The following is a 20,245-nucleotide window of genomic DNA, read 5'->3' on the forward strand; positions in this document are numbered from 1 at the left end:
CTGAGATGAAAAACAAATCCATCATCGTAAAAGGTGCAAGAGCACATAATTTAAAAGATATAGATATAGAAATACCTAAAGATCAACTTGTTGTTATGACTGGATTATCTGGTTCAGGCAAGTCGTCTTTAGCATTTGATACGATATATGCAGAAGGTCAAAGAAGATATGTAGAATCATTAAGTGCATATGCGAGACAATTTTTAGGACAGATGGATAAACCAGATGTAGATTTAATTGATGGTCTTTCTCCAGCAATATCAATTGATCAAAAGACAACAAGTAAAAATCCAAGATCAACTGTTGCTACCGTAACTGAAATATATGATTATTTAAGATTATTATATGCGAGAGTTGGAAGACCAATATGTCCAAACCATGGTATTGAAATTAAATCACAAACGGTTCAACAAATGGTCGATCAAGTCATGGAGTTAAAAGAAAGAACAAAAATACAAATTCTTTCACCAATCGTTTCAGGACGTAAAGGTACACATAAGAAATTAATCGAAGACATTGCTAAAAAAGGCTATGCAAGGTTAAAAGTAGATGGCGATATTTTAGATGTAGATGATGTTCCAGATTTAAACAAAAATCAAAATCATTCTATTGATGTCGTGATTGATAGACTTGTCATTAAACCAGGTATTGAAGCGAGGTTAGCTGATTCATTACAAACAGCGCTAGAATTAGCTGATGGTAATGCAGTTGCTGATATTATTGATGGTGCTGAAATTAAATTTTCTGAACACCATGCTTGTCCTATTTGTGGTTTCTCAGTAGATCAATTAGAACCTAGAATGTTCTCATTTAACAATCCGTTTGGTGCTTGTCCATCTTGTGATGGATTAGGAAGTAAACTAACTGTAGATATTGATTTGGTTGTGCCAGATAAGACTTTAAGTTTAAATGAAGGTGCAATTTTACCATGGCAGCCAATCAGTTCTAATTATTATCCAACTTTATTAAAACAAGCTTGTGAACATTTTAATATTGACATGGATAAACCATTTAATAAATTAACGAAAAAAGAAAAGAACATCGTCTTAAGAGGTCATGATGATGAAATAGAATTTAAATTCAATCAAGATTATGGTGTTAAAACAGAAAGAAAGAGAACGATGGCTTTTGAAGGTGTGCTGAATAATATTGAACGTCGTTACCATGATTCACCATCTGAATACGTTAGAGAAGTGATGCAAAAATACATGGTAGAAAAAACTTGTGAAACATGTGATGGTTATCGTTTAAATGAAAAAGTACTTTCTGTCAAAGTAGATGGCCAACATATCGGTGAAGTAGTCAGATATTCAATTTATAATGCAATTAAACATTTTGATAATCTAGATTTAGATGAAACAGAACGTAAAATTGCGAAGCTCATCTTAAAAGAAATACATGAAAGATTATCTTTCTTAAATAATGTAGGTTTAGAATATTTAACACTCAATCGAGCATCAGGTACATTATCTGGTGGTGAAGCACAACGTATTAGACTGGCAACTCAAATTGGTTCTAGATTATCTGGTGTGTTATATGTGCTCGATGAGCCTTCTATAGGTTTACATCAAAGAGACAATGATCGCTTAATTGATACATTGAAATCTATGAGAGATATGGGTAATACTTTAATTGTCGTTGAACATGATGAAGATACGATGAAAGCTGCGGATTATTTAATTGATATAGGTCCAAAAGCAGGTGTACATGGTGGTGAAGTAGTTGCGAGTGGAACACCAGAAGAAGTTATGGCAAATGAACAATCTTTAACAGGTAAATACTTAAGCGGTAAAGAGAAAGTCTTTGTACCGGCTAAACGAAGAAAAGTCACAAAACGTAAAATATCTGTTAAAGGTGCGACAAGTAATAACTTGAAAAATGTCGATGTAGACTTCCCATTATCAGTTATGACATGTGTAACAGGTGTTTCAGGTTCTGGTAAAAGTTCATTAGTAAATGAAGTATTGTACAAAGGTTTGCAAAAACAATTGTATAACACGAAAACAAAACCAGGTGAACATAAATCTATAAAAGGTGTAAATGAAATTGAAAAAATTATAGATATTGACCAATCACCAATTGGTAGAACGCCACGTTCAAACCCTGCAACTTATACAGGCGTATTTGATGATATTAGAGATGTATTTAGCCAAACGAATGAGGCAAAAGTGAGAGGATATCAAAAAGGAAGATTTAGTTTTAATGTTAAAGGTGGCCGTTGTGAAGCTTGTAAAGGTGACGGCATCATTAAAATTGAAATGCATTTTTTACCAGATGTATACGTACCATGTGAAGTTTGTGATGGAAAACGTTATAATAGAGAAACATTAGAAGTAACTTATAAAGGAAAAAGTATTTCTGATGTATTAGAAATGACAGTAGAAGATGCTTATCACTTTTTCGAAAGTTTACCTAAGATAAATAGAAAATTAAAAACAATAGTAGATGTTGGTTTAGGATATGTTAAACTAGGTCAACCTGCAACAACTTTATCAGGCGGTGAAGCACAACGTGTGAAACTTGCTTCAGAACTTCATAGACGATCTAATGGTAAGTCTTTATATATACTTGATGAACCAACAACAGGTTTACACGTAGATGATATTAAACGTTTATTAAGTGTGTTAAATAGACTCGTTGAAAATGGCGACTCTGTTATCATTATTGAACATAATTTAGATGTCATTAAAACAGCAGACTATATTATAGATTTAGGTCCAGAAGGTGGAGATGGTGGCGGTGAAATAATTGCTACTGGAACACCAGAAGACATTGTTGAAGTAGAAGCATCTTATACTGGTAAATATTTAAAACCAATTTTAGAACGAGATCGATCATAAACCAGGAGGGGTTATTTATGAACGAAGTACAATTAAAAATTTTAGACCTTATTGAAGGTGGGAAAATTACTGTTGATGAAGCGGTGAAGTTACTTGATGCAACATCGAATAATCAAAAATCATCATCACCTTTTGATAAGAAATCTAAAGAAAATGTAGAAAATTTATTTGAAGACTTATTAGATAAATTTAAGACAACTGCCAAATCAGGTAAAACTGAATTTGAAAAGCAATTTAAGGATAATGAAGGATCAGGTCAAGATCCTATTCAACAATTAGATGAATCATTAAGAAATATCATTAGAAATTTCAACAAAAATAATGACCAAAATAAAGATATTTAAATTTAAGCCCTGGAAACGATAAAACGTTTCTAGGGTTTTTATATTTGAAGAAACTGTTGTAATATTGATAATGATTGCAGTTAAGGTTAAAGTTCATTAGAATTAACATATATTAACCTAGAGGTGAACCCTATGATATCAAGTAGTAAATTAATAGAGCAATTTAATTTGGAAGTTATTGCTGGGAAAAATGGCTTACATCGTAAAATAACAGAAACAGATATTTCACGTCCTGGTCTAGAAATGGCTGGGTATTTTTCACATTATTCATCAGATAGAATTCAAGTGTTAGGCACAACTGAGTTGTCATTTTATAATTTGTTGCCTGATGAAGAGAAAAAAGGTAGAATGGCTAAATTATGTAGACCTGAAACACCAGCTATTATTATCACACGAGGATTAGATGCACCAGAAGAACTCATTCAAAGTTGTAATGAAAACAATACACCACTTTTAAAAAGTGAGTCTTCAACGACTAAATTGATGGGGCAAGTAACCGGATATTTAGAACGTGAACTAGCACCTGAAACATCATTACATGGCGTACTCGTAGATGTTTACGGTGTAGGTGTATTAATTACTGGTGATAGTGGTGTCGGTAAAAGTGAAACTGCATTAGAACTTGTTAAACGAGGTCACAGACTTGTTGCTGATGATAATGTTGAAATTAAAGAAATCAATAAAAATGAATTAATTGGTAAAGCACCTAAGATCATCGAACATTTACTTGAAATACGAGGTCTTGGTATTATTAATGTTATGACTTTATTTGGTGCGGGATCTATCTTGATGGAGAAAAGAATCAAGTTAAACATCAATTTAGAAACATGGAACAAAGAAAAAATATATGACAGAGTTGGATTGAATGAAGAAACTTTAAAAATATTAGATTCAAAAATAACTAAAAAGACAATTCCTGTTAGACCTGGTAGAAACTTAGCAGTCATCATTGAAGTTGCTGCAATGAACTACCGTTTAAATAATATGGGTATTAATACTGCTGAAGAGTTTAATAATCGTCTTAATGCAGAAATTTTGAAAAATGCACGTAAGGAGAATGAATAATGGAAGTGTTAGGCATTGATCCCGTAGCCATACAATTAGGGCCGCTAGCAATAAGATGGTATGGTATTATCATAGCTTCAGGTATATTAATTGGATATCTTATCGCACAAAGAACTGCTAAAAAAGTTGGAATAAAAGAAGAATCACTTATAGATTTAATTATATGGTGTGTCGTAATGGCAATTATCTGTGCACGTATTTATTACGTAGCGTTTGAATGGGATTATTACAGTCAACATTTAGCAGAGATACCACTTATTATGAATGGTGGTATAGCTATTCATGGTGGATTGATTGGTGCCTTTTTAACAGGTTTCATCATATGTCGTAAAAAGAATTTATCATTCTTCCAAATGGTTGATATTGTTGCGCCAAGTATTATTTTGGCACAAGCGATTGGTAGATGGGGTAACTTTATGAATCAAGAAGCTCACGGTGGACCTGTTTCACGTAGTTTCCTTGAAAATTTACATATACCTGAATTTATCATTAACCATATGCAAATAGATGGTATTTATTATCAACCAACATTCTTATATGAATCTATTTGGAATATAATCGGCTTTGTCATTTTATTACTCATTAGACCTCAATTGAAAATTGGGGAGACATTCTTTGCTTATTTAATTTATTATTCAATTGGTAGATTCTATATAGAAGGTTTAAGAACGGATAGCTTGATGCTTACTGAACATTTAAGAATTGCTCAAGTTATCTCTATTGTAATTATTGTTGTTTCTATTGCTTGTATTATATATAGAAGAGTACGTTATAATCCGAAAAAATTCAGAGATGTTAAAGGTTATTATCATAACTAATGTGAAAGAAGTGTTTACGTGAGAGCATTAAAGACTAAAAAAGTAGATGGTGAGAATCCATTATGGAAAATGTATGAAACAGTACGTTTTATAAAAGTATTTAAAAATGTTATTATCATTGAAATTAGTAGATATTTACCGAGTGTTAAATGGAAACATTTTCTATACAGAAAAGGGCTTAAGATGAAAATTGGACAAAAGACAGCTTTTGCATTTAAAGCAACGCCTGATATTATGTATCCTGAACTTATAACTATCGGTAAAAACTGTGTAATAGGATATAATGCAACCATTCTATGTCATGAATATTTAGTCGAAGAATATAGAATTGGCCGTGTAAACATTGGAGATAATGTATTAGTTGGTGCAAATGCCACTTTACTTGCAGGCGTGAGTATAGGTGATAATGCTGTTATAGCAAGTGGTACAATCGTGACGAAAGATGTACCTGATGATATGATGGCATATGGCAATCCTATGGAACTTAAAAAAAGGCGGTGAGTCAGTCGTTGGGAGAAAATTCAAATGTCATACATGTAAAGTTTGATAAAGACTTCTATTATCATAAAGCAATGGAAAAAATGAGAGAACAAGATTTCGGATATGCCGAGTCTTTATTTAAAAAAGCGCTTGAACTATCACCTAATGATTTTGTTATTATACCGCCTTATGCTGAATGTCTTGTAGAGCTGAATAAAAATACGGAAGCAGAAGAACTGATGTTCAATCAAATTGTGAAAGAAAATTTTGTAACGGATTATTATTTTTATTTAAGTCAAATGTATATAAAGACGAATGAACCTAATAAAGCATTTTTATTTGGTTTAAGGTATGTAACAGAAGAGGACGACCAAGATTATTTTGAAGAAATGATTCAAATGTTTGAAGTAAAGTATGATGATCAAACAATTGTGGAAGAAGAAGCGGAAAGATTTGTTATTCAACATATTTTTCAATACTTATTTTCACATGGTAGGTTACAAGAAGCGAATGAATATATTGATAGACAACGTGCTAAATTACAAGAAGATAAGCATATTATGAATTTAAAAGCGATGTCTATGTTATACAATAGTCAATATGACGAAGCGGAAGAATTATTGCAAACGATATTGGAAGATAATCCTTCTGATATTTACGCTTTATGTCATATGACATTATTGCTTTATAACACGCAACAGATAGAACGTTATGAACAATATCTGAATCAATTAAGTAAATTACATCCTATTAACGATGAAGAATCTTTTAAATTGGGTGTTGTACTAAGCTATTTAGGAAAGCATCAACCTTCTAATCAATTATTAGTGCCTCTTCTAAAAAAAGCACAAGCTGCTACGCCACAACTACACCACGCCTTAAGTTACAACTTCTATCATTTAGGTTATTTAGATGAAGCGAAAAGACATTGGCAAAGATTTGAAGATAGTGTACAATATCATAGTCAATTGCCACCTTGGAAAATTGACGAACTAAAAGATATGTTAGATCGTCATGTATTACCTTTATTAAAAGACGAAGACTATCGATATAGATTATATGGCATATTTTTATTAGGGCATATGAAACATAGAGAACTCGTTATGTCTCATGAAATATGGGAAGTTCTAGAAAGTTTACCAGACTATGAAAGGTTATATATAACGTATACTTTTCAAGATTTACACTTAAATAAGTTAGGCTTTATTGATAAAGGTATGAAGCTTATCGAACAATCCATATATCAGAAATATGGAAAAGAGATTTTTGTATCATGGATTGAACATGCAGAAATGCTCATTGCAGATAATGAATCGATTGAACAAGTTGAACATTATGTTGCAGCATCCATTTATATTTATTTAAAGATGTTAAATAAAAAAATAACTAAAAAAGAGATTAAAGATACATTTAATATTACTACGTATCGTTTGAATAAAGCGATCAATGCTATTTTGAGCATATAGTTATGATTAGTAATGATTATGATGTACAATTCTACTGAATTAATAAGAGGAGGCAGTTTATAAATGACTACACAAGTAGATTATGATGTAATTATAGTTGGGGCAGGACCAGCAGGAATGACTGCTGCAGTGTATGCTTCAAGAGCAAATTTATCAACTGTAATGATAGAACGAGGTATGCCAGGTGGACAAATGGCAAACACTGAAGATGTAGAAAACTTCCCTGGCTTTGATTTAATAACAGGTCCAGACTTATCAACTAAAATGTTTACACATGCACAAAAATTTGGTGCTAAATATGAATATGGTGACATTAAAGAAATAGAAGATAAAGGTTCTTATAAAGTTGTAAATATGGGTGACAAAACATTAACAGCTCGTGCAATAATTATTGCAACTGGTGCAGAATACAAAAAAATAGGTGTACCAGGTGAACAAGAATTAGGCGGACGTGGTGTAAGTTACTGTGCAGTATGTGACGGTGCATTCTTTAAAGGGAAAAACTTATACGTAATCGGTGGCGGAGATTCAGCTGTAGAAGAAGGTATTTTCTTAACTAAATTTGCAGACAAAGTTACAATTGTTCATAGAAGAGACGAATTAAGAGCTCAAAAAATCATTCAAGACCGTGCATTTAAAAATGATAAAATTGATTTCATTTGGAACACTACATTAAAAACAATTAATGAAAAAGATGGTAAAGTAGGATCAGTAACATTAGTTTCAACTGAAGACGGATCAGAGTCAGAACACCAAGCTGACGGTGTATTCATCTATATCGGTATGAAACCATTAACTAAACCATTTGAATCATTAGGTATTTTAAATGAAAATGGCTATATCGAAACAAATGATGAAATGGAAACTAAAGTGCCAGGTGTATATGCAGCAGGCGATGTTCGTGAAAAAACTTTACGTCAAATCGTTACAGCAACAGGTGACGGAAGTATCGCAGCACAAAATGCACAAGCATATATCGAATCATTAGAAGACGAAGAACAATTAATATAATTTGAGTAGTGAAGAGGCGAGGACACATGTCCCGCCTCTTTTTTTATGTGGATGGTAGGGTGCGGATTGTGATTATCGGTCCAGAAATGAGATTTTCAGGCCGATAAATAAAATTACCGACCCGAAAACGTAACATCAATATAATCAACTCTATTTCATAAGTGATTACTACCATAATATTACGGGAAAGATACACTTGTATTGGCCATTTATTTAATGTTTTTTATGGTGTAATCATGTAAGATAAAAGTATATATGATCGTTAAAGGAGAACTGTTATGCAACCTATCGACAAAACTAATGTAAAAAATGAACTTCTTGTAGTTACAGGAATGTCCGGTGCGGGTAAATCAGTCGCACTACAAGCTTTAGAAGATTTAGGATATTTTTGTGTTGATAATTTACCGCCTATATTATTGCAAAAATTTGTTGATTTAATGGACCAGGGTAATCCTTCTTTATCAAAAGTTGCAATTGGTATCGATTTAAGAGGTAAGGATTTCTTTGGAGATTTAAGAGATGAATTAGATTATATACAAAGTGAGAAAAGAGTCTTAGTAGACATTATCTTTTTAGAAGCAAGTGATAAAAAATTAATTTCTAGATATAAAGAAACGAGAAGAACACATCCTTTAAGTGAGGAAGGTAGTTTATTATCTGCAATTGAAAGAGAAAGAGCTTTACTAAGTGATATTAAAGGTATCAGTAACTTTGTGATTGATACGACTGAGATGAAGCCTAAAGAATTGAAACAAGAACTTGTAGAAACATTTGAAGAAGATCCTTCTACATCATTTCAAGTAAGAGTGATGAGCTTTGGTTTCAAACATGGTATGCCTATTGATGCAGATATAGTCTTTGATGTACGATTTTTGCCAAATCCATATTATGTTGAAGAGTTAAGACCTATGACAGGTCTCGACGATGAAGTTTATCAATATGTTATGAAATGGAAAGAGACGAATACATTTTATAAAAAGTTTAGTGATCTGTTAATGTTTATGTTGCCAGGTTATAAGAAAGAAGGGAAATCTCAATTGACGATTGCAATTGGTTGTACAGGTGGTCAACATAGATCTGTAGCACTTGCAAAACGTTTAGGGGAAGATATTAAAGAGAACTTTGACTATGTTGTGTATACATCACATCGCGATGCACATATTGAAAGTAAGCCAAGAACATGAAAAGATTAAAAGTCGTCTTAATTGGCGGAGGAACCGGCCTTTCTGTATTAGCAAGAGGGTTAAAGGATTATCCAATAGATATTACAGCCATCGTAACTGTAGCAGATGATGGCGGTAGTACTGGTAAAATTCGTGATGTGATGGATATACCTGCTCCTGGCGATATCAGAAACGTATTAGCAGCACTTAGTGATACTGAACCAATGCTTGAAAAGTTATTCCAATATCGTTTTGAAGAAGAAGAACTTGGCAGTCATTCAATCGGAAATTTATTGTTAGCAGCCATGACAAATATTACGGATGATTTTGGACATGCTGTAAAAGAATTAAGTAAGTTATTGAATATTAAAGGACAAGTTATCCCATCCACAACGAGAAGTGTCGTGTTAAATGCAGTCATGTCAGATGGTGAAATCATTGTCGGTGAATCTAATATTCCTAAGACAGAAAAGAAAATTGAAAAAGTGTTTTTGACACCACAAGATATTGAGCCAATGAAAGAAGCAATAGATGCGATTGAAGAAGCAGATTTAATCGTTATGGGACCTGGGTCTTTATATACAAGTATTATGCCTAATTTAATTTTGAATAAAGTTAAAGATGCAATTGTTAATACTGAAGCGGAAAGACTATATGTATGTAACCTCATGACTCAAAAAGGTGAAACAACGGGTTATTCAGTAAGTGACCATGTTAAAGCGATTCATGACCATGTAGGTGCATCATTCATTGACTTTGTTATATGTCAAAACGAGCGTTTTAATAAAGATATCTTATTAAGATATGAACAAGAAGAAGCTAAACAAGTTGAATTTGATGGTGAGAAGTTGAAAGACATGGGTGTACAATGTATTCATGATAATGAATTAGTGAGTATCACACCTCATCAATACATTAGACATAACAATAAAGTGTTGGCACAACTCATTTACGAAATTGCCTTAAGAGAAATCAGTACAATTCAATATAAGAAAGGTAAATAATCGTTTCGTCTAGAGAAAACAGACAAACTTAAAAAATGATATTACATGAAGCAAATGTGGCATGAATGATTGTCCTATTTGCTTCATTTTTTTATGGAAATCAAGTAATATAAATGTAAGGGTTTTCAATTTGGGGTGATGGGTCATGAAAAGAGTTCAGATATTAATGGTGATTATTGGCTGTATATTTTTACTCATAGGTTTAATAGCAAATCAGCAGATTGGTATTACATTTTTAATCATTGGTTTGGCGATGATTTTATTTGGTGTTATTAAAGAACCTTCAAGTAAAACATAAAAAGTTCAAGTTTAAAAACTTGATACGCCCGGCTATTCCATGTAATATGAAATAGATACAAAACGTATGATATGTCTTTTGGCATATCATTATTTTTATGTGCGTATAAACTAAGAAAGGATGATCTGCTGTGAGCTTTGCTTCAGAAATGAAAAATGAATTAACAAGAATTGAAGTAGATGATTGTTGCGCCAAGGCAGAACTTTCAGCTTTGATTAGAATGAATGGTAATTTAAGCATATCTAATCAGCAATTTGTTATAAATGTACAAACTGAAAACGCAGCGATAGCACGTCGAATATTTTCATTAATAAAAAAATGCTTCGGTGTTGAAGTTGAATTATTAGTGAGAAAGAAAATGAAACTTAAGAAAAATAATATATATATTAGTCGTATAAAAGTAAAAGCTAAAGAAATATTAGATGAACTTGGTATTTTACAAGATGGCATGTTTAAACATGAGATAGATAAAGATATTTTACAAAAAGATTGTTGTAAAAGAAGTTATTTAAGAGGTGCATTTCTAGCAGGAGGTTCTGTCAACAATCCAGAAACTTCTTCATATCATCTTGAAATCTTTTCATTATATGAAGAACATTCAGCAGATTTAACCGCACTCATGAATCAATATGATTTAAATGCTAAATTATTAGAGCGCAAAAAAGGTTTTATCAGTTATTTGAAAGAAGCTGAAAAAATTTCCGATTTCTTAAGTTTGATTGGTGGCTATCAAGCACTACTGAAGTTTGAAGATGTGAGAATTATTAGAGATATGAGAAATTCAGTAAATCGATTAGTCAATTGTGAGACGGCTAACTTGAACAAAACAGTGAGCGCCGCCATGAAACAAGTTGAGAGCATTCAGCTCATCGATAAAGAAATTGGTATTGATAACTTGCCAGATCGCTTAAGAGAAGTTGCAAGACTTAGAATAGATAATCAAGATGTTTCAATTAAAGAATTAGGTGAAATGGTAAGCACAGGTAAAATTTCTAAATCAGGTATTAATCATAGATTACGTAAATTAAATGAAATGGCTGATAAAATTAGAAACGGCGAGACAATTCAACAATAAAAGAAGCACCTGGGACAATTCCTGTCTCAGGTGCTTCTTTTATTGTTGAATTATTTAATATCTTCTGGATGCATAACATCATCGATTAAACCGTATTCTTTAGCTTCTTCAGCTGTTAAGAAGTTATCACGATCTGTGTCTTTTTCAATTTTTTCAATTGGTTGTCCAGTTCTTTCAGATAAAATTTTATTTAATTTCTCACGTGTACGTAAAATGTGACGAGCTGCAATTTCAATTTCAGTAGCTTGTCCTTGTGCACCGCCAAGTGGTTGGTGAATCATAACTTCACTATTTGGTAATGCATAACGTTTACCTTTAGCACCAGCTGCTAGTAAGAATGAACCCATAGATGCTGCCATACCGATACAAATAGTTTGAACATCAGGTTTGATGTGTTGAATTGTATCGTAAATAGCAAATCCTGCTGTTACACTACCACCTGGAGAGTTGATATATAAGTAAATATCTTTCTCAGAATCTTGAGCTTGTAAGAATAGTAATTGTGAAACGATTGAGTTTGCTACATTGTCATCGATTGCTGACCCTAACATAATAATGCGGTCTTTCAATAAACGTGAATAAATATCATAAGCGCGTTCTCCGCGATTTGTTGTTTCAATAACTGTTGGTATTAAATTCATCAGTTAATCCTCCTTTGAATATCTTAATGACCATATCATACACTACAAAGTCAAACATGGTCAAAAAATATGACCTACTGATGAATATTATAACTTAAATAGCTGATTTATACACTGGGAATTTGTGATATGAGTTGTCAATGTTAGCATAAATGATATAATAGTTTCCGTAATCAACGAGCTGTGTGCAGTGAATTTGTGTGACATCTATATTAAAATAGTCACATCTTTTTCTGATGAAATACTCCCTTTGAGTTGTATTCATATTGCTTCACTCCTTAATGGTTGATAATTCTATTATGTCGACAATATATTAAGTAGATATAAAGTATTTATTAAGACTTATCTCTCCGTAGTGTAACGGATAACACGCAAGATTCCGGTTCTTGAAATGGGCGTTCGATTCGTCTCGGGGAGGCTTTATTATGTAAAGGGTGATTTGGATGGCAATTAAATTTTATGTTGGGACAAGTTGTGGTTTATGTGAAGATGCTAAGATTCAAATTGAATTTTTTAAAGAATCGTTCAATCAAGAAATAAAAATAGATACTATTAATATTGAAGAAGATGATACATTACTTGAAAAATATATGTTAAGGATACCTGTTGTTGAATACGATGGGCAAGTTTTACAAGAAGGGAATATCGATTTCATCACATTGACAGAGACATATAATCAAATGAAATAATAGGAAACGCTTTTAACTTGCATTCTATATATAAGGGGTGTATTATAAAACTGTAAACAGATATTATTTTTTTGACCCGCATGGGACAAAAAACGTCTAACCCAGGTTAGAAATTGCCCATCTGTTAATCTTTGAGGAGGCGACTTGTTTATGGAAGATTTACTAAAAGTACAACATAGACTAGTTCCTGATTTGATTGACAAGATGTATCGACGCTTTAATATTTTATCGACAATCGAGAAGAAGCAGCCTATAGGTCGAAGAACGTTGAGTGATGTTATGAATGTCACTGAACGGGTATTGAGAACTGAAATAGAAATTTTAAAACAACAAGATTTAATCAGCGTTCGGTCAACTGGTATGAAATTGACTGAAACAGGCGAGCAAACGCTTGATTCTTTATCACATTATTTAACACTTTATTCTAGTTTTAATCATATCGAAGAAGAAATTTTCAATCGATATGGTGTCAAAGCTCATATAGTGAGAGGTAATTCGGATTTAGATGAGATGGTTAAAGCAGAAATGGGTAATGTTACAGCTGAATTACTAGAACAGTCATTATACGATCATGCTTCTGTATCAGTAACTGGTGGTTCAACAATGGCAAGAGTAAGTGAGTCATTACATCCATTAGATAAAGACATTTTGTTCACGCCAGCGCGTGGTGGTTTGGGTGAAAACGTTGTGTTTCAAGCAAATACAATTTGTGCAAGTATGGCAAATCGTACAGGTGGGTCATATAAAGTCTTGTATGTTCCAGACCAAGTGAGTGAAAGTTCATACGAAACTTTGCTGAAAGAACCTGCAGTAATTGAGGTGCTAGATGCAATACGTCGTTCAGATTTTATAATTCACGGTATTGGTGATGCGCTGAAGATGGCGGAAAGAAGGAAGACTTCTGAAGCAGTATTAAGTCAATTGAAACATCATCATGCTGTCGGAGAAGCTTTTGGTTATTATTTTAATGACAAAGGTGAGGTCGTACATCGTGTTAAGACAATCGGTTTGCAACTAGAAGACTTAACAACAAAGACAAACATTTTTGCAGTAGCAGGTGGGACATCTAAAGCAGAAGCGATAAAAGCTTATCTTGAGATTGCCCCTAAGAATACAATTCTTATTACCGACGAAGGTGCTGCAAAAGCAATAATCAATTTGGAATAAAAGGTTATTTAACCTTTTTGAAATAAAAAATAAAAAGGAGGCCATCATAATGGCAACTAAAGTAGCAATTAATGGTTTTGGTAGAATAGGTCGTTTAGCATTTAGAAGATTACAAGAAGTTGAAAATATCGAAGTAGTAGCAATCAACGATTTAACAGATGACGCAATGTTAGCTCATTTATTAAAATATGATTCAACACAAGGTCGTTTCAAAGACGAAGTAGAAGTTATCGAAGGCGGATTCCGCGTAAACGGTAGAGAAATCAAAACTTTCGAAAATCCTAATCCTAAAGAATTACCATGGGGCGATTTAGATATCGATGTAGTATTAGAATGTACTGGTTTCTTCGCTGACAAAGACAAAGCTTCAGCTCACATCGAAGCAGGTGCTAAAAAAGTATTAATTTCAGCTCCAGCATCAGGTGACTTAAAAACTATCGTTTATAACGTTAACCATGACGAATTAGACGGATCTGAAGAAATCGTTTCAGGTGCATCTTGTACAACTAACTGTTTAGCTCCAATGGCTAAAGTATTAAATGATGAATTCGGTATCGTTGAAGGTTTAATGATGACAATTCACGCTTACACTGGTGACCAAAATACTTTAGATGCTCCACATGCTAAAGGTGACTTCCGTCGTGCTCGTGCAGCTGCTCAAAACATCGTACCTAACTCAACTGGTGCTGCTAAAGCAATCGGTTTAGTAATTCCAGAATTAAAAGGTAAATTAGATGGATCAGCTCAACGTGTTCCAGTAGCAACTGGTTCAGTAACAGAATTAACAGCTGTATTAGACAAAGAAGTTTCAGTTGAAGAAATCAATGCAGCAATGAAAAATGCTACAAATGATTCATTCGGTTACACTGAAGACGAAATCGTATCTTCTGATATCATTGGTATCACTTACGGTTCATTATTCGATGCAACTCAAACTCGTGTTATGACAGTTGGAGATCGTCAATTAGTTAAAACTGTATCTTGGTATGACAATGAAATGTCTTACACTTCACAATTAGTTCGTACTTTAGAATATTTAGCAGCTCAAGCTAACAAATAATTTAAATAATTGAACTAAATAGGTTATGCTTATGAGTAAGCGGGGAGCACAACGCTTCTCCGCTTATTTTTAATCGTAAAGTATTTTCTATTATCTAGAGGAGGAAGACAAGTCATGGCAAAGAAGAATGTTAAAGACGTAGAATTAAAAGGTAAAAAAGTACTTGTAAGAGCAGATTTTAATGTACCAATGAAAGATGGTGCAATTACAAACGATAACAGAATCGTTCAAGCGCTTCCTACAATAAAATACATTATCGAACAAGGCGGTAAAGTTATTTTATTCTCACATTTAGGTAAAGTGAAAACTGAAGAAGATAAACAAGGATTGTCACTTAAACCAGTAGCAGAACGCTTAAGTGAATTATTAAATAAAGAAGTAACATTTGTACCAGAAACTCGTGGTGAAGCGTTAGAAAGTGCAATCGACGGATTATCTGAAGGCGATGTATTAGTATTTGAAAATACACGTTTCGAAGATGTTGATGGTAAAAAAGAATCTAAAAATGACCCTGAATTAGGTAAATACTGGGCTTCATTAGGTGATGTATTTATCAATGATGCATTCGGTACAGCACACCGTGAACATGCGTCTAACGTAGGTATTGCATCTAATATTGAAACAGCATCAGGTTTCTTAATGGATAAAGAAATCAAATTTATCGGTGGCGTTGTAAGTGAACCTGAACGTCCTTTAGTAGCAATTTTAGGTGGCGCGAAAGTGTCTGATAAAATTGGTGTTATTGAAAACTTATTAACAATTGCTGATAAAGTTATCATCGGTGGAGGAATGGCTTATACATTCTTCAAAGCACAAGGTAAAGAAATCGGCTTATCACTTCTTGAAGAAGACAAAGTAGATTTTGCTAAAGATTTACTTGAACGTGCTGGCGATAAAATTATTTTACCGGTTGATTGTAAAGTAGCTAAAGAATTTTCAAATGACGCTGAAATTACAGTTGTTTCTGCTGATGAAATTCCTACTGATCAAGAAGCAATGGATATCGGTCCTAAATCAGTTGAAGTATTTAGTGAAGCTCTACAAGGTTCAAATACAGTTGTTTGGAATGGTCCAATGGGCGTATTCGAATTTAGTAACTTTGCACAAGGTACAATTGGCGTATGTAAAGCAATCGCTAACTTAAAAGATGCTACAACAATTATCGGTGGTGGAGATTCAGCTGCAGCAGCGATGGACTTAGGATTTGCTGATGATTTTACACACATTTCTACAGGTGGCGGAGCTTCTCTAGAATATCTAGAAGGTAAAGCATTACCAGGTATCGAAGCAATTTCTGAAAAATAATCATAAAAGGAGTTTATATATCATGAGAAAACCAATTATCGCAGGTAACTGGAAAATGAATAAAACAGTTCAAGAAGCAAAAGACTTTGTTAATGAATTTCCAGCATTACCAGATACTAATGAGGTAGATTCAGTAATTTGTGCACCAACTTTACAATTAGATGCACTTGTTAACTTAACTAAAGAAGGCGTAGCACAAGGCTTACAAATTGGTGCGCAAAATGCATACTTTGAAGATAATGGTGCTTTCACTGGTGAAACATCTCCAGCAGCACTTGAAGATTTAGGTGTTAAGTATGTCGTTTTAGGACATTCTGAACGTCGTGAATACTTCCACGAAACTGACGAAGATGTTAATAAAAAAGCATTAGCTGTATTTTCTCATAATATGACACCAATTATTTGTGTTGGTGAAACATTAGAAGAAAGAGAAGCAGGTAAAGCTGAATCAGTAGTAGGTGGTCAAGTTGAAGCAGCACTTAAAGGCTTCACAGAAGATCAAGTTAAAGCGACAGTAATCGCTTATGAACCTATCTGGGCAATTGGTACTGGTAAATCTTCTACTTCTGAAGATGCTAACCAAATGTGTGCACACGTACGTAACGTTGTTGCAGGTGCTTTCTCTCAAGAAGCTGCTGATGCTTTACGTGTACAATACGGTGGTAGTGTTAAACCAGAAAATATTAAAGAATATATGGCTCAATCAGATATCGATGGCGCATTAGTTGGCGGCGCTTCATTAAAAGTTGATTCATTCGTAGCATTATTAGAAGGTGCTAAATAATGGCTAAACAACCAACAGCACTTATCATTCTTGATGGTTTTGCTAATCGTGAAGAAGAGCATGGTAATGCGGTAAAACAAGCCAACAAACCAAATTTTGATAGATATTACAACAAATATCCACATAACGAATTATCAGCATGTGGTTTAGATGTAGGTCTACCAGAAGGTCAAATGGGTAACTCTGAAGTAGGTCACTTAAACATTGGTGCAGGAAGAATTGTTTATCAAAGTTTAACTAGAATCAATAAATCAATTGAAGATGGCGATTTCTTTGAAATTGAGGCACTTAAACAAGCAATGGATCACGTTGTAAAAAATGATTCAACGCTACATTTAATGGGACTTCTATCAGATGGTGGTGTTCACAGTCACTACAAACATCTATTTGCATTATTAGAATTAGCCAAAAAACAAGGTGTTAAAAAAGTTTATGTTCACGGATTCTTAGACGGACGTGACGTTGATCAAAAATCAGCACTTAAATATATTGAAGAAACTGAAAATAAATTTAAAGAGCTAGGTATTGGTCAATTCGCTTCTATTTCTGGTCGTTATTACGCTATGGATAGAGATAAACGTTGGGATCGTGAAGAGAAAGCTTATGATGCAATGTCTAATGGCGTTGGACCTGTATATGCAACTGCAGTTGAAGGTGTAGAAGCTAATTATCAAGAAGGTCTAACAGATGAATTTGTTGTTCCATTTATCGTTAAAGACGAAGAAAAAGGTGTGGAAAACACTGGCGTAAATAGCCATGACGCTATGATATTCTTTAACTTCCGTCCAGATAGAGCAGCACAACTTAGTCAAGTATATACAAATGAAAAATTCGAAGGTTTTGAAATTAAACGTAAACTTGATGATTTATTCTTTGTTACTTTTACAAACTATAGTGATGATGTTATTGCCGAAGTTGCTTTTAAACCAGTTGATATTAAAAATACAATCGGTGAAGTAGCTGAGAAAAATAATTTAAATCAATTAAGAATTGCTGAAACAGAAAAATTCCCTCATGTTACTTATTTCATGAGTGGTGGTAATCATGCAGAGTTTAAAGGTGAAAGAAGAGTATTAATCGATTCACCAAAAGTCGCAACATACGACTTGAAACCTGAAATGAGTGCATATGAAGTAAAAGATGCTTTAATCAGTGAGTTAGATAAAGGTGATTTAGATTTAATTATCTTAAACTTTGCGAACCCTGATATGGTTGGTCATAGTGGTATGCTTGAACCAACAATTAAAGCAATTGAAGCAGTGGATGAATGTTTAGGTGAAGTTGTTGATAAAATTTTATCAATGAATGGTACAGCTATCATTACAGCAGACCATGGTAACTCTGATGAAGTGTTAACAGATAACGAATCACCTATGACAACTCATACAACAAACCCAGTTCCTGTTATTGTGACAAAAGAAGGGGTAGAAGTAAGAAGTGGAGGTCGCTTAGCAGACTTAGCACCAACACTTATAGATTTACTTGGAGTAGAAAAACCAGAAGATATGACTGGTGAATCATTAATTAAATAATAAATTATAAATTTATAAAGGAGTTTTAATTATGCCAATTATTACAGATATTTATGCACGCGAAGTATTAGACTCTCGTGGTAATCCAACAGTAGAAGTAGAAGTATTAACTGAAAGCGGTGCTTTTGGTAGAGCTTTAGTACCATCAGGTGCTTCAACAGGTGAATATGAAGCAGTAGAATTACGTGACGGAGACAAAGAACGTTACTTAGGTAAAGGTGTTCTTAAAGCTGTAGAAAACGTTAACGAAATCATTGCACCTGAAATCATTGAAGGTGAATTCTCAGTATTAGAACAAGTTTCTATCGACAAATTAATGATCGCTTTAGACGGTACACCAAACAAAGCTAAATTAGGTGCTAATGCTATCTTAGGTGTTTCTATCGCAGTAGCTCGTGCTGCAGCTGACTTCTTAGGTCAACCATTATACAAATATCTTGGTGGATTCAACGGTGTTCAATTACCAGTACCAATGATGAACATTGTTAACGGTGGCTCTCACTCAGATGCACCAATCGCATTCCAAGAGTTCATGATTTTACCAGTAGGTGCTGAATCATTCAAAGAAGCTTTACGTTGGGGAGCAGAAATCTTCCATAACTTAGCTAAAATCTTAAAATCTCGTGGTTTAGTAACTGCAGTAGGTGACGAAGGTGGTTTCGCTCCTAAATTTGAAGGTACTGAAGACGGTGTTGAAACAATTTTAGAAGCAATCAAAGCAGTTGGTTTAGAACCAGGTAAAGATGTATTCTTAGGATTCGACTGTGCAGCATCAGAATTCTACGAAAACGGCGTATATGATTATGCTAAATTCGAAGGTGAAAATGGTGCTAAACGTTCTTCTGAAGAACAAGTAGACTTCCTTGAAGAATTAGTAAACAAATACCCAATCATCACTATCGAAGATGGTATGGATGAAAATGACTGGGACGGCTGGAAACTTCTTACTGACCGTATCGGCGACCGCGTACAATTAGTAGGTGACGATTTATTCGTAACAAACACTGAAAAATTATCTGAAGGTATCGAAAAAGGTATCGGTAACTCAATCTTAATCAAAGTTAACCAAATCGGTACATTAACTGAAACATTCGAAGCAATTGAAATGGCTCAAAAAGCTGGTTACACTGCAGTTGTATCACACCGTTCAGGTGAAACAGAAGATACTACAATCTCTGATATCGCAGTTGCAACTAACGCTGGCCAAATCAAAACAGGTTCATTATCAAGAACTGACCGTATTGCTAAATACAACCAATTATTACGTATCGAAGACGAATTATTCGAAACAGGTAAATTTGAAGGAATCAAAGCTTTCTATAACTTATCAAAATAATTGAGCATATAAATAAAATGGTTCACATAAAGCCCAAAAGATGTCGTCACATCTTTTGGGCTTTTTATAGTTGTAATAGAAATTTTGGTAGGTAAGGCAGGTTATAGTTTGATAGAGAAAATGGATAGAGGAAGGTTGGAGTGGTTGGGAAAAGTTGCTGAAGATGT

Annotated in this window: 19 protein-coding genes; 18 read left to right on the forward strand and 1 reads right to left on the reverse strand. The window is 33.6% G+C overall.

The window, feature by feature from the left end:
• Nucleotides 1–5: 5 nt before the first annotated feature.
• The 11 genes from uvrA to whiA all read left to right on the forward strand — a co-directional run bounded on the left by uvrA (nucleotide 6) and on the right by whiA (nucleotide 11,564).
• Nucleotides 6–2,840, forward strand: coding sequence for an excinuclease ABC subunit UvrA (gene uvrA / locus LQ694_RS07945; RefSeq protein WP_196968053.1), 2,835 nt, complete (start codon nucleotides 6–8; stop codon nucleotides 2,838–2,840).
• 17 nt (nucleotides 2,841–2,857) lie between these two features.
• Nucleotides 2,858–3,184 (forward strand): SHOCT-like domain-containing protein, encoded by a 327-nt coding sequence (locus LQ694_RS07950; protein WP_048539913.1) that lies wholly within the window; start codon nucleotides 2,858–2,860, stop codon nucleotides 3,182–3,184.
• A 132-nt stretch (nucleotides 3,185–3,316) separates the two neighbouring features.
• On the forward strand, nucleotides 3,317–4,249 hold the full coding sequence (gene hprK, locus LQ694_RS07955; RefSeq protein WP_058612018.1) for an HPr(Ser) kinase/phosphatase: 933 nt from the start codon (nucleotides 3,317–3,319) through the stop codon (nucleotides 4,247–4,249).
• Nucleotides 4,249–5,067, forward strand: coding sequence for a prolipoprotein diacylglyceryl transferase (gene lgt / locus LQ694_RS07960; protein WP_049319741.1), 819 nt, complete (start codon nucleotides 4,249–4,251; stop codon nucleotides 5,065–5,067). Before hprK ends, lgt begins: the two co-directional genes overlap by 1 nt.
• An 18-nt stretch (nucleotides 5,068–5,085) precedes the next feature.
• A complete protein-coding gene (locus LQ694_RS07965; RefSeq protein ID WP_049319742.1) occupies nucleotides 5,086–5,568 on the forward strand; it encodes an acyltransferase in 483 nt (160 codons plus the stop codon).
• 8 nt (nucleotides 5,569–5,576) lie between these two features.
• A complete protein-coding gene (locus LQ694_RS07970; protein WP_159314718.1) occupies nucleotides 5,577–7,013 on the forward strand; it encodes a tetratricopeptide repeat protein in 1,437 nt (478 codons plus the stop codon).
• Between the two features lie 63 nt (nucleotides 7,014–7,076).
• Entirely contained in the window at nucleotides 7,077–8,024 is a 948-nt protein-coding gene (trxB, locus tag LQ694_RS07975; RefSeq protein ID WP_048539908.1) for a thioredoxin-disulfide reductase, read from the forward strand.
• Between the two features lie 278 nt (nucleotides 8,025–8,302).
• A complete protein-coding gene (rapZ, locus tag LQ694_RS07980) occupies nucleotides 8,303–9,208 on the forward strand; it encodes an RNase adapter RapZ (RefSeq protein WP_058612014.1) in 906 nt (301 codons plus the stop codon).
• Nucleotides 9,205–10,191 carry a gluconeogenesis factor YvcK family protein gene (locus LQ694_RS07985; RefSeq protein ID WP_218696890.1) on the forward strand — a complete coding sequence of 329 codons (987 nt, stop codon included), beginning with the start codon at nucleotides 9,205–9,207 and terminating at the stop codon, nucleotides 10,189–10,191. Before rapZ ends, LQ694_RS07985 begins: the two co-directional genes overlap by 4 nt.
• 145 nt (nucleotides 10,192–10,336) lie before the next feature.
• Nucleotides 10,337–10,489 carry a hypothetical protein gene (locus LQ694_RS07990; protein ID WP_162841914.1) on the forward strand — a complete coding sequence of 51 codons (153 nt, stop codon included), beginning with the start codon at nucleotides 10,337–10,339 and terminating at the stop codon, nucleotides 10,487–10,489.
• Nucleotides 10,490–10,619: 130 nt separating this feature from the next.
• Nucleotides 10,620–11,564 carry a DNA-binding protein WhiA gene (gene whiA, locus LQ694_RS07995; RefSeq protein ID WP_049319745.1) on the forward strand — a complete coding sequence of 315 codons (945 nt, stop codon included), beginning with the start codon at nucleotides 10,620–10,622 and terminating at the stop codon, nucleotides 11,562–11,564.
• A 50-nt stretch (nucleotides 11,565–11,614) separates the two neighbouring features.
• Here the strand turns inward: whiA and clpP are convergent, their stop codons facing one another.
• On the reverse strand, nucleotides 11,615–12,205 hold the full coding sequence (gene clpP / locus LQ694_RS08000) for an ATP-dependent Clp endopeptidase proteolytic subunit ClpP (RefSeq protein WP_025904542.1): 591 nt from the start codon (nucleotides 12,203–12,205) through the stop codon (nucleotides 11,615–11,617).
• A 443-nt stretch (nucleotides 12,206–12,648) separates the two neighbouring features.
• Here clpP and LQ694_RS08005 point away from each other — a divergent pair, with 443 nt between their 5' ends.
• The 7 genes from LQ694_RS08005 to eno all read left to right on the forward strand — a co-directional run bounded on the left by LQ694_RS08005 (nucleotide 12,649) and on the right by eno (nucleotide 20,078).
• Complete coding sequence (locus LQ694_RS08005) at nucleotides 12,649–12,894, forward strand: glutaredoxin family protein (protein WP_218696889.1); 246 nt, start codon at nucleotides 12,649–12,651, stop codon at nucleotides 12,892–12,894.
• A gap of 150 nt (nucleotides 12,895–13,044) precedes the next feature.
• On the forward strand, nucleotides 13,045–14,061 hold the full coding sequence (locus LQ694_RS08010; protein ID WP_048539903.1) for a sugar-binding transcriptional regulator: 1,017 nt from the start codon (nucleotides 13,045–13,047) through the stop codon (nucleotides 14,059–14,061).
• 49 nt (nucleotides 14,062–14,110) lie between these two features.
• Complete coding sequence (gap, locus tag LQ694_RS08015; protein WP_025904545.1) at nucleotides 14,111–15,121, forward strand: type I glyceraldehyde-3-phosphate dehydrogenase; 1,011 nt, start codon at nucleotides 14,111–14,113, stop codon at nucleotides 15,119–15,121.
• A 114-nt stretch (nucleotides 15,122–15,235) separates the two neighbouring features.
• Nucleotides 15,236–16,426, forward strand: coding sequence for a phosphoglycerate kinase (locus tag LQ694_RS08020; RefSeq protein ID WP_025904546.1), 1,191 nt, complete (start codon nucleotides 15,236–15,238; stop codon nucleotides 16,424–16,426).
• A gap of 22 nt (nucleotides 16,427–16,448) precedes the next feature.
• The gene (tpiA, locus tag LQ694_RS08025; RefSeq protein WP_218696888.1) at nucleotides 16,449–17,210 is read left to right on the forward strand and encodes a triose-phosphate isomerase; all 762 of its coding nucleotides are present in this window, start codon (nucleotides 16,449–16,451) and stop codon (nucleotides 17,208–17,210) included.
• Nucleotides 17,210–18,742 carry a 2,3-bisphosphoglycerate-independent phosphoglycerate mutase gene (gene gpmI, locus LQ694_RS08030; protein ID WP_049319747.1) on the forward strand — a complete coding sequence of 511 codons (1,533 nt, stop codon included), beginning with the start codon at nucleotides 17,210–17,212 and terminating at the stop codon, nucleotides 18,740–18,742. Before tpiA ends, gpmI begins: the two co-directional genes overlap by 1 nt.
• Nucleotides 18,743–18,773: 31 nt before the next feature.
• Entirely contained in the window at nucleotides 18,774–20,078 is a 1,305-nt protein-coding gene (gene eno / locus LQ694_RS08035) for a surface-displayed alpha-enolase (protein ID WP_049319748.1), read from the forward strand.
• Nucleotides 20,079–20,245 lie beyond the last annotated feature (167 nt).

The organism is Mammaliicoccus sp. P-M58, from assembly GCF_022386165.1.
Lineage (GTDB): Bacteria > Bacillota > Bacilli > Staphylococcales > Staphylococcaceae > Mammaliicoccus > Mammaliicoccus sciuri.

Excerpts from the sequence above, each read along its gene's own strand:
- uvrA (WP_196968053.1), top strand. The coding sequence starts at position 6 with ATGAAAAACAAATCCATCATCGTAAAAGGTGCAAGAGCACATAATTTA.
- LQ694_RS07985 (WP_218696890.1), top strand. The coding sequence starts at position 9,205 with ATGAAAAGATTAAAAGTCGTCTTAATTGGCGGAGGAACCGGCCTTTCT.
- LQ694_RS08020 (WP_025904546.1), top strand. The coding sequence starts at position 15,236 with ATGGCAAAGAAGAATGTTAAAGACGTAGAATTAAAAGGTAAAAAAGTA.
- clpP (WP_025904542.1), bottom strand. The coding sequence starts at position 12,205 with ATGAATTTAATACCAACAGTTATTGAAACAACAAATCGCGGAGAACGC.
- LQ694_RS07990 (WP_162841914.1), top strand. The coding sequence starts at position 10,337 with ATGAAAAGAGTTCAGATATTAATGGTGATTATTGGCTGTATATTTTTA.
- gap (WP_025904545.1), top strand. The coding sequence starts at position 14,111 with ATGGCAACTAAAGTAGCAATTAATGGTTTTGGTAGAATAGGTCGTTTA.
- hprK (WP_058612018.1), top strand. The coding sequence starts at position 3,317 with ATGATATCAAGTAGTAAATTAATAGAGCAATTTAATTTGGAAGTTATT.
- rapZ (WP_058612014.1), top strand. The coding sequence starts at position 8,303 with ATGCAACCTATCGACAAAACTAATGTAAAAAATGAACTTCTTGTAGTT.
- tpiA (WP_218696888.1), top strand. The coding sequence starts at position 16,449 with ATGAGAAAACCAATTATCGCAGGTAACTGGAAAATGAATAAAACAGTT.
- LQ694_RS08005 (WP_218696889.1), top strand. The coding sequence starts at position 12,649 with ATGGCAATTAAATTTTATGTTGGGACAAGTTGTGGTTTATGTGAAGAT.
- gpmI (WP_049319747.1), top strand. The coding sequence starts at position 17,210 with ATGGCTAAACAACCAACAGCACTTATCATTCTTGATGGTTTTGCTAAT.
- LQ694_RS08010 (WP_048539903.1), top strand. The coding sequence starts at position 13,045 with ATGGAAGATTTACTAAAAGTACAACATAGACTAGTTCCTGATTTGATT.
- trxB (WP_048539908.1), top strand. The coding sequence starts at position 7,077 with ATGACTACACAAGTAGATTATGATGTAATTATAGTTGGGGCAGGACCA.
- eno (WP_049319748.1), top strand. The coding sequence starts at position 18,774 with ATGCCAATTATTACAGATATTTATGCACGCGAAGTATTAGACTCTCGT.
- lgt (WP_049319741.1), top strand. The coding sequence starts at position 4,249 with ATGGAAGTGTTAGGCATTGATCCCGTAGCCATACAATTAGGGCCGCTA.
- LQ694_RS07950 (WP_048539913.1), top strand. The coding sequence starts at position 2,858 with ATGAACGAAGTACAATTAAAAATTTTAGACCTTATTGAAGGTGGGAAA.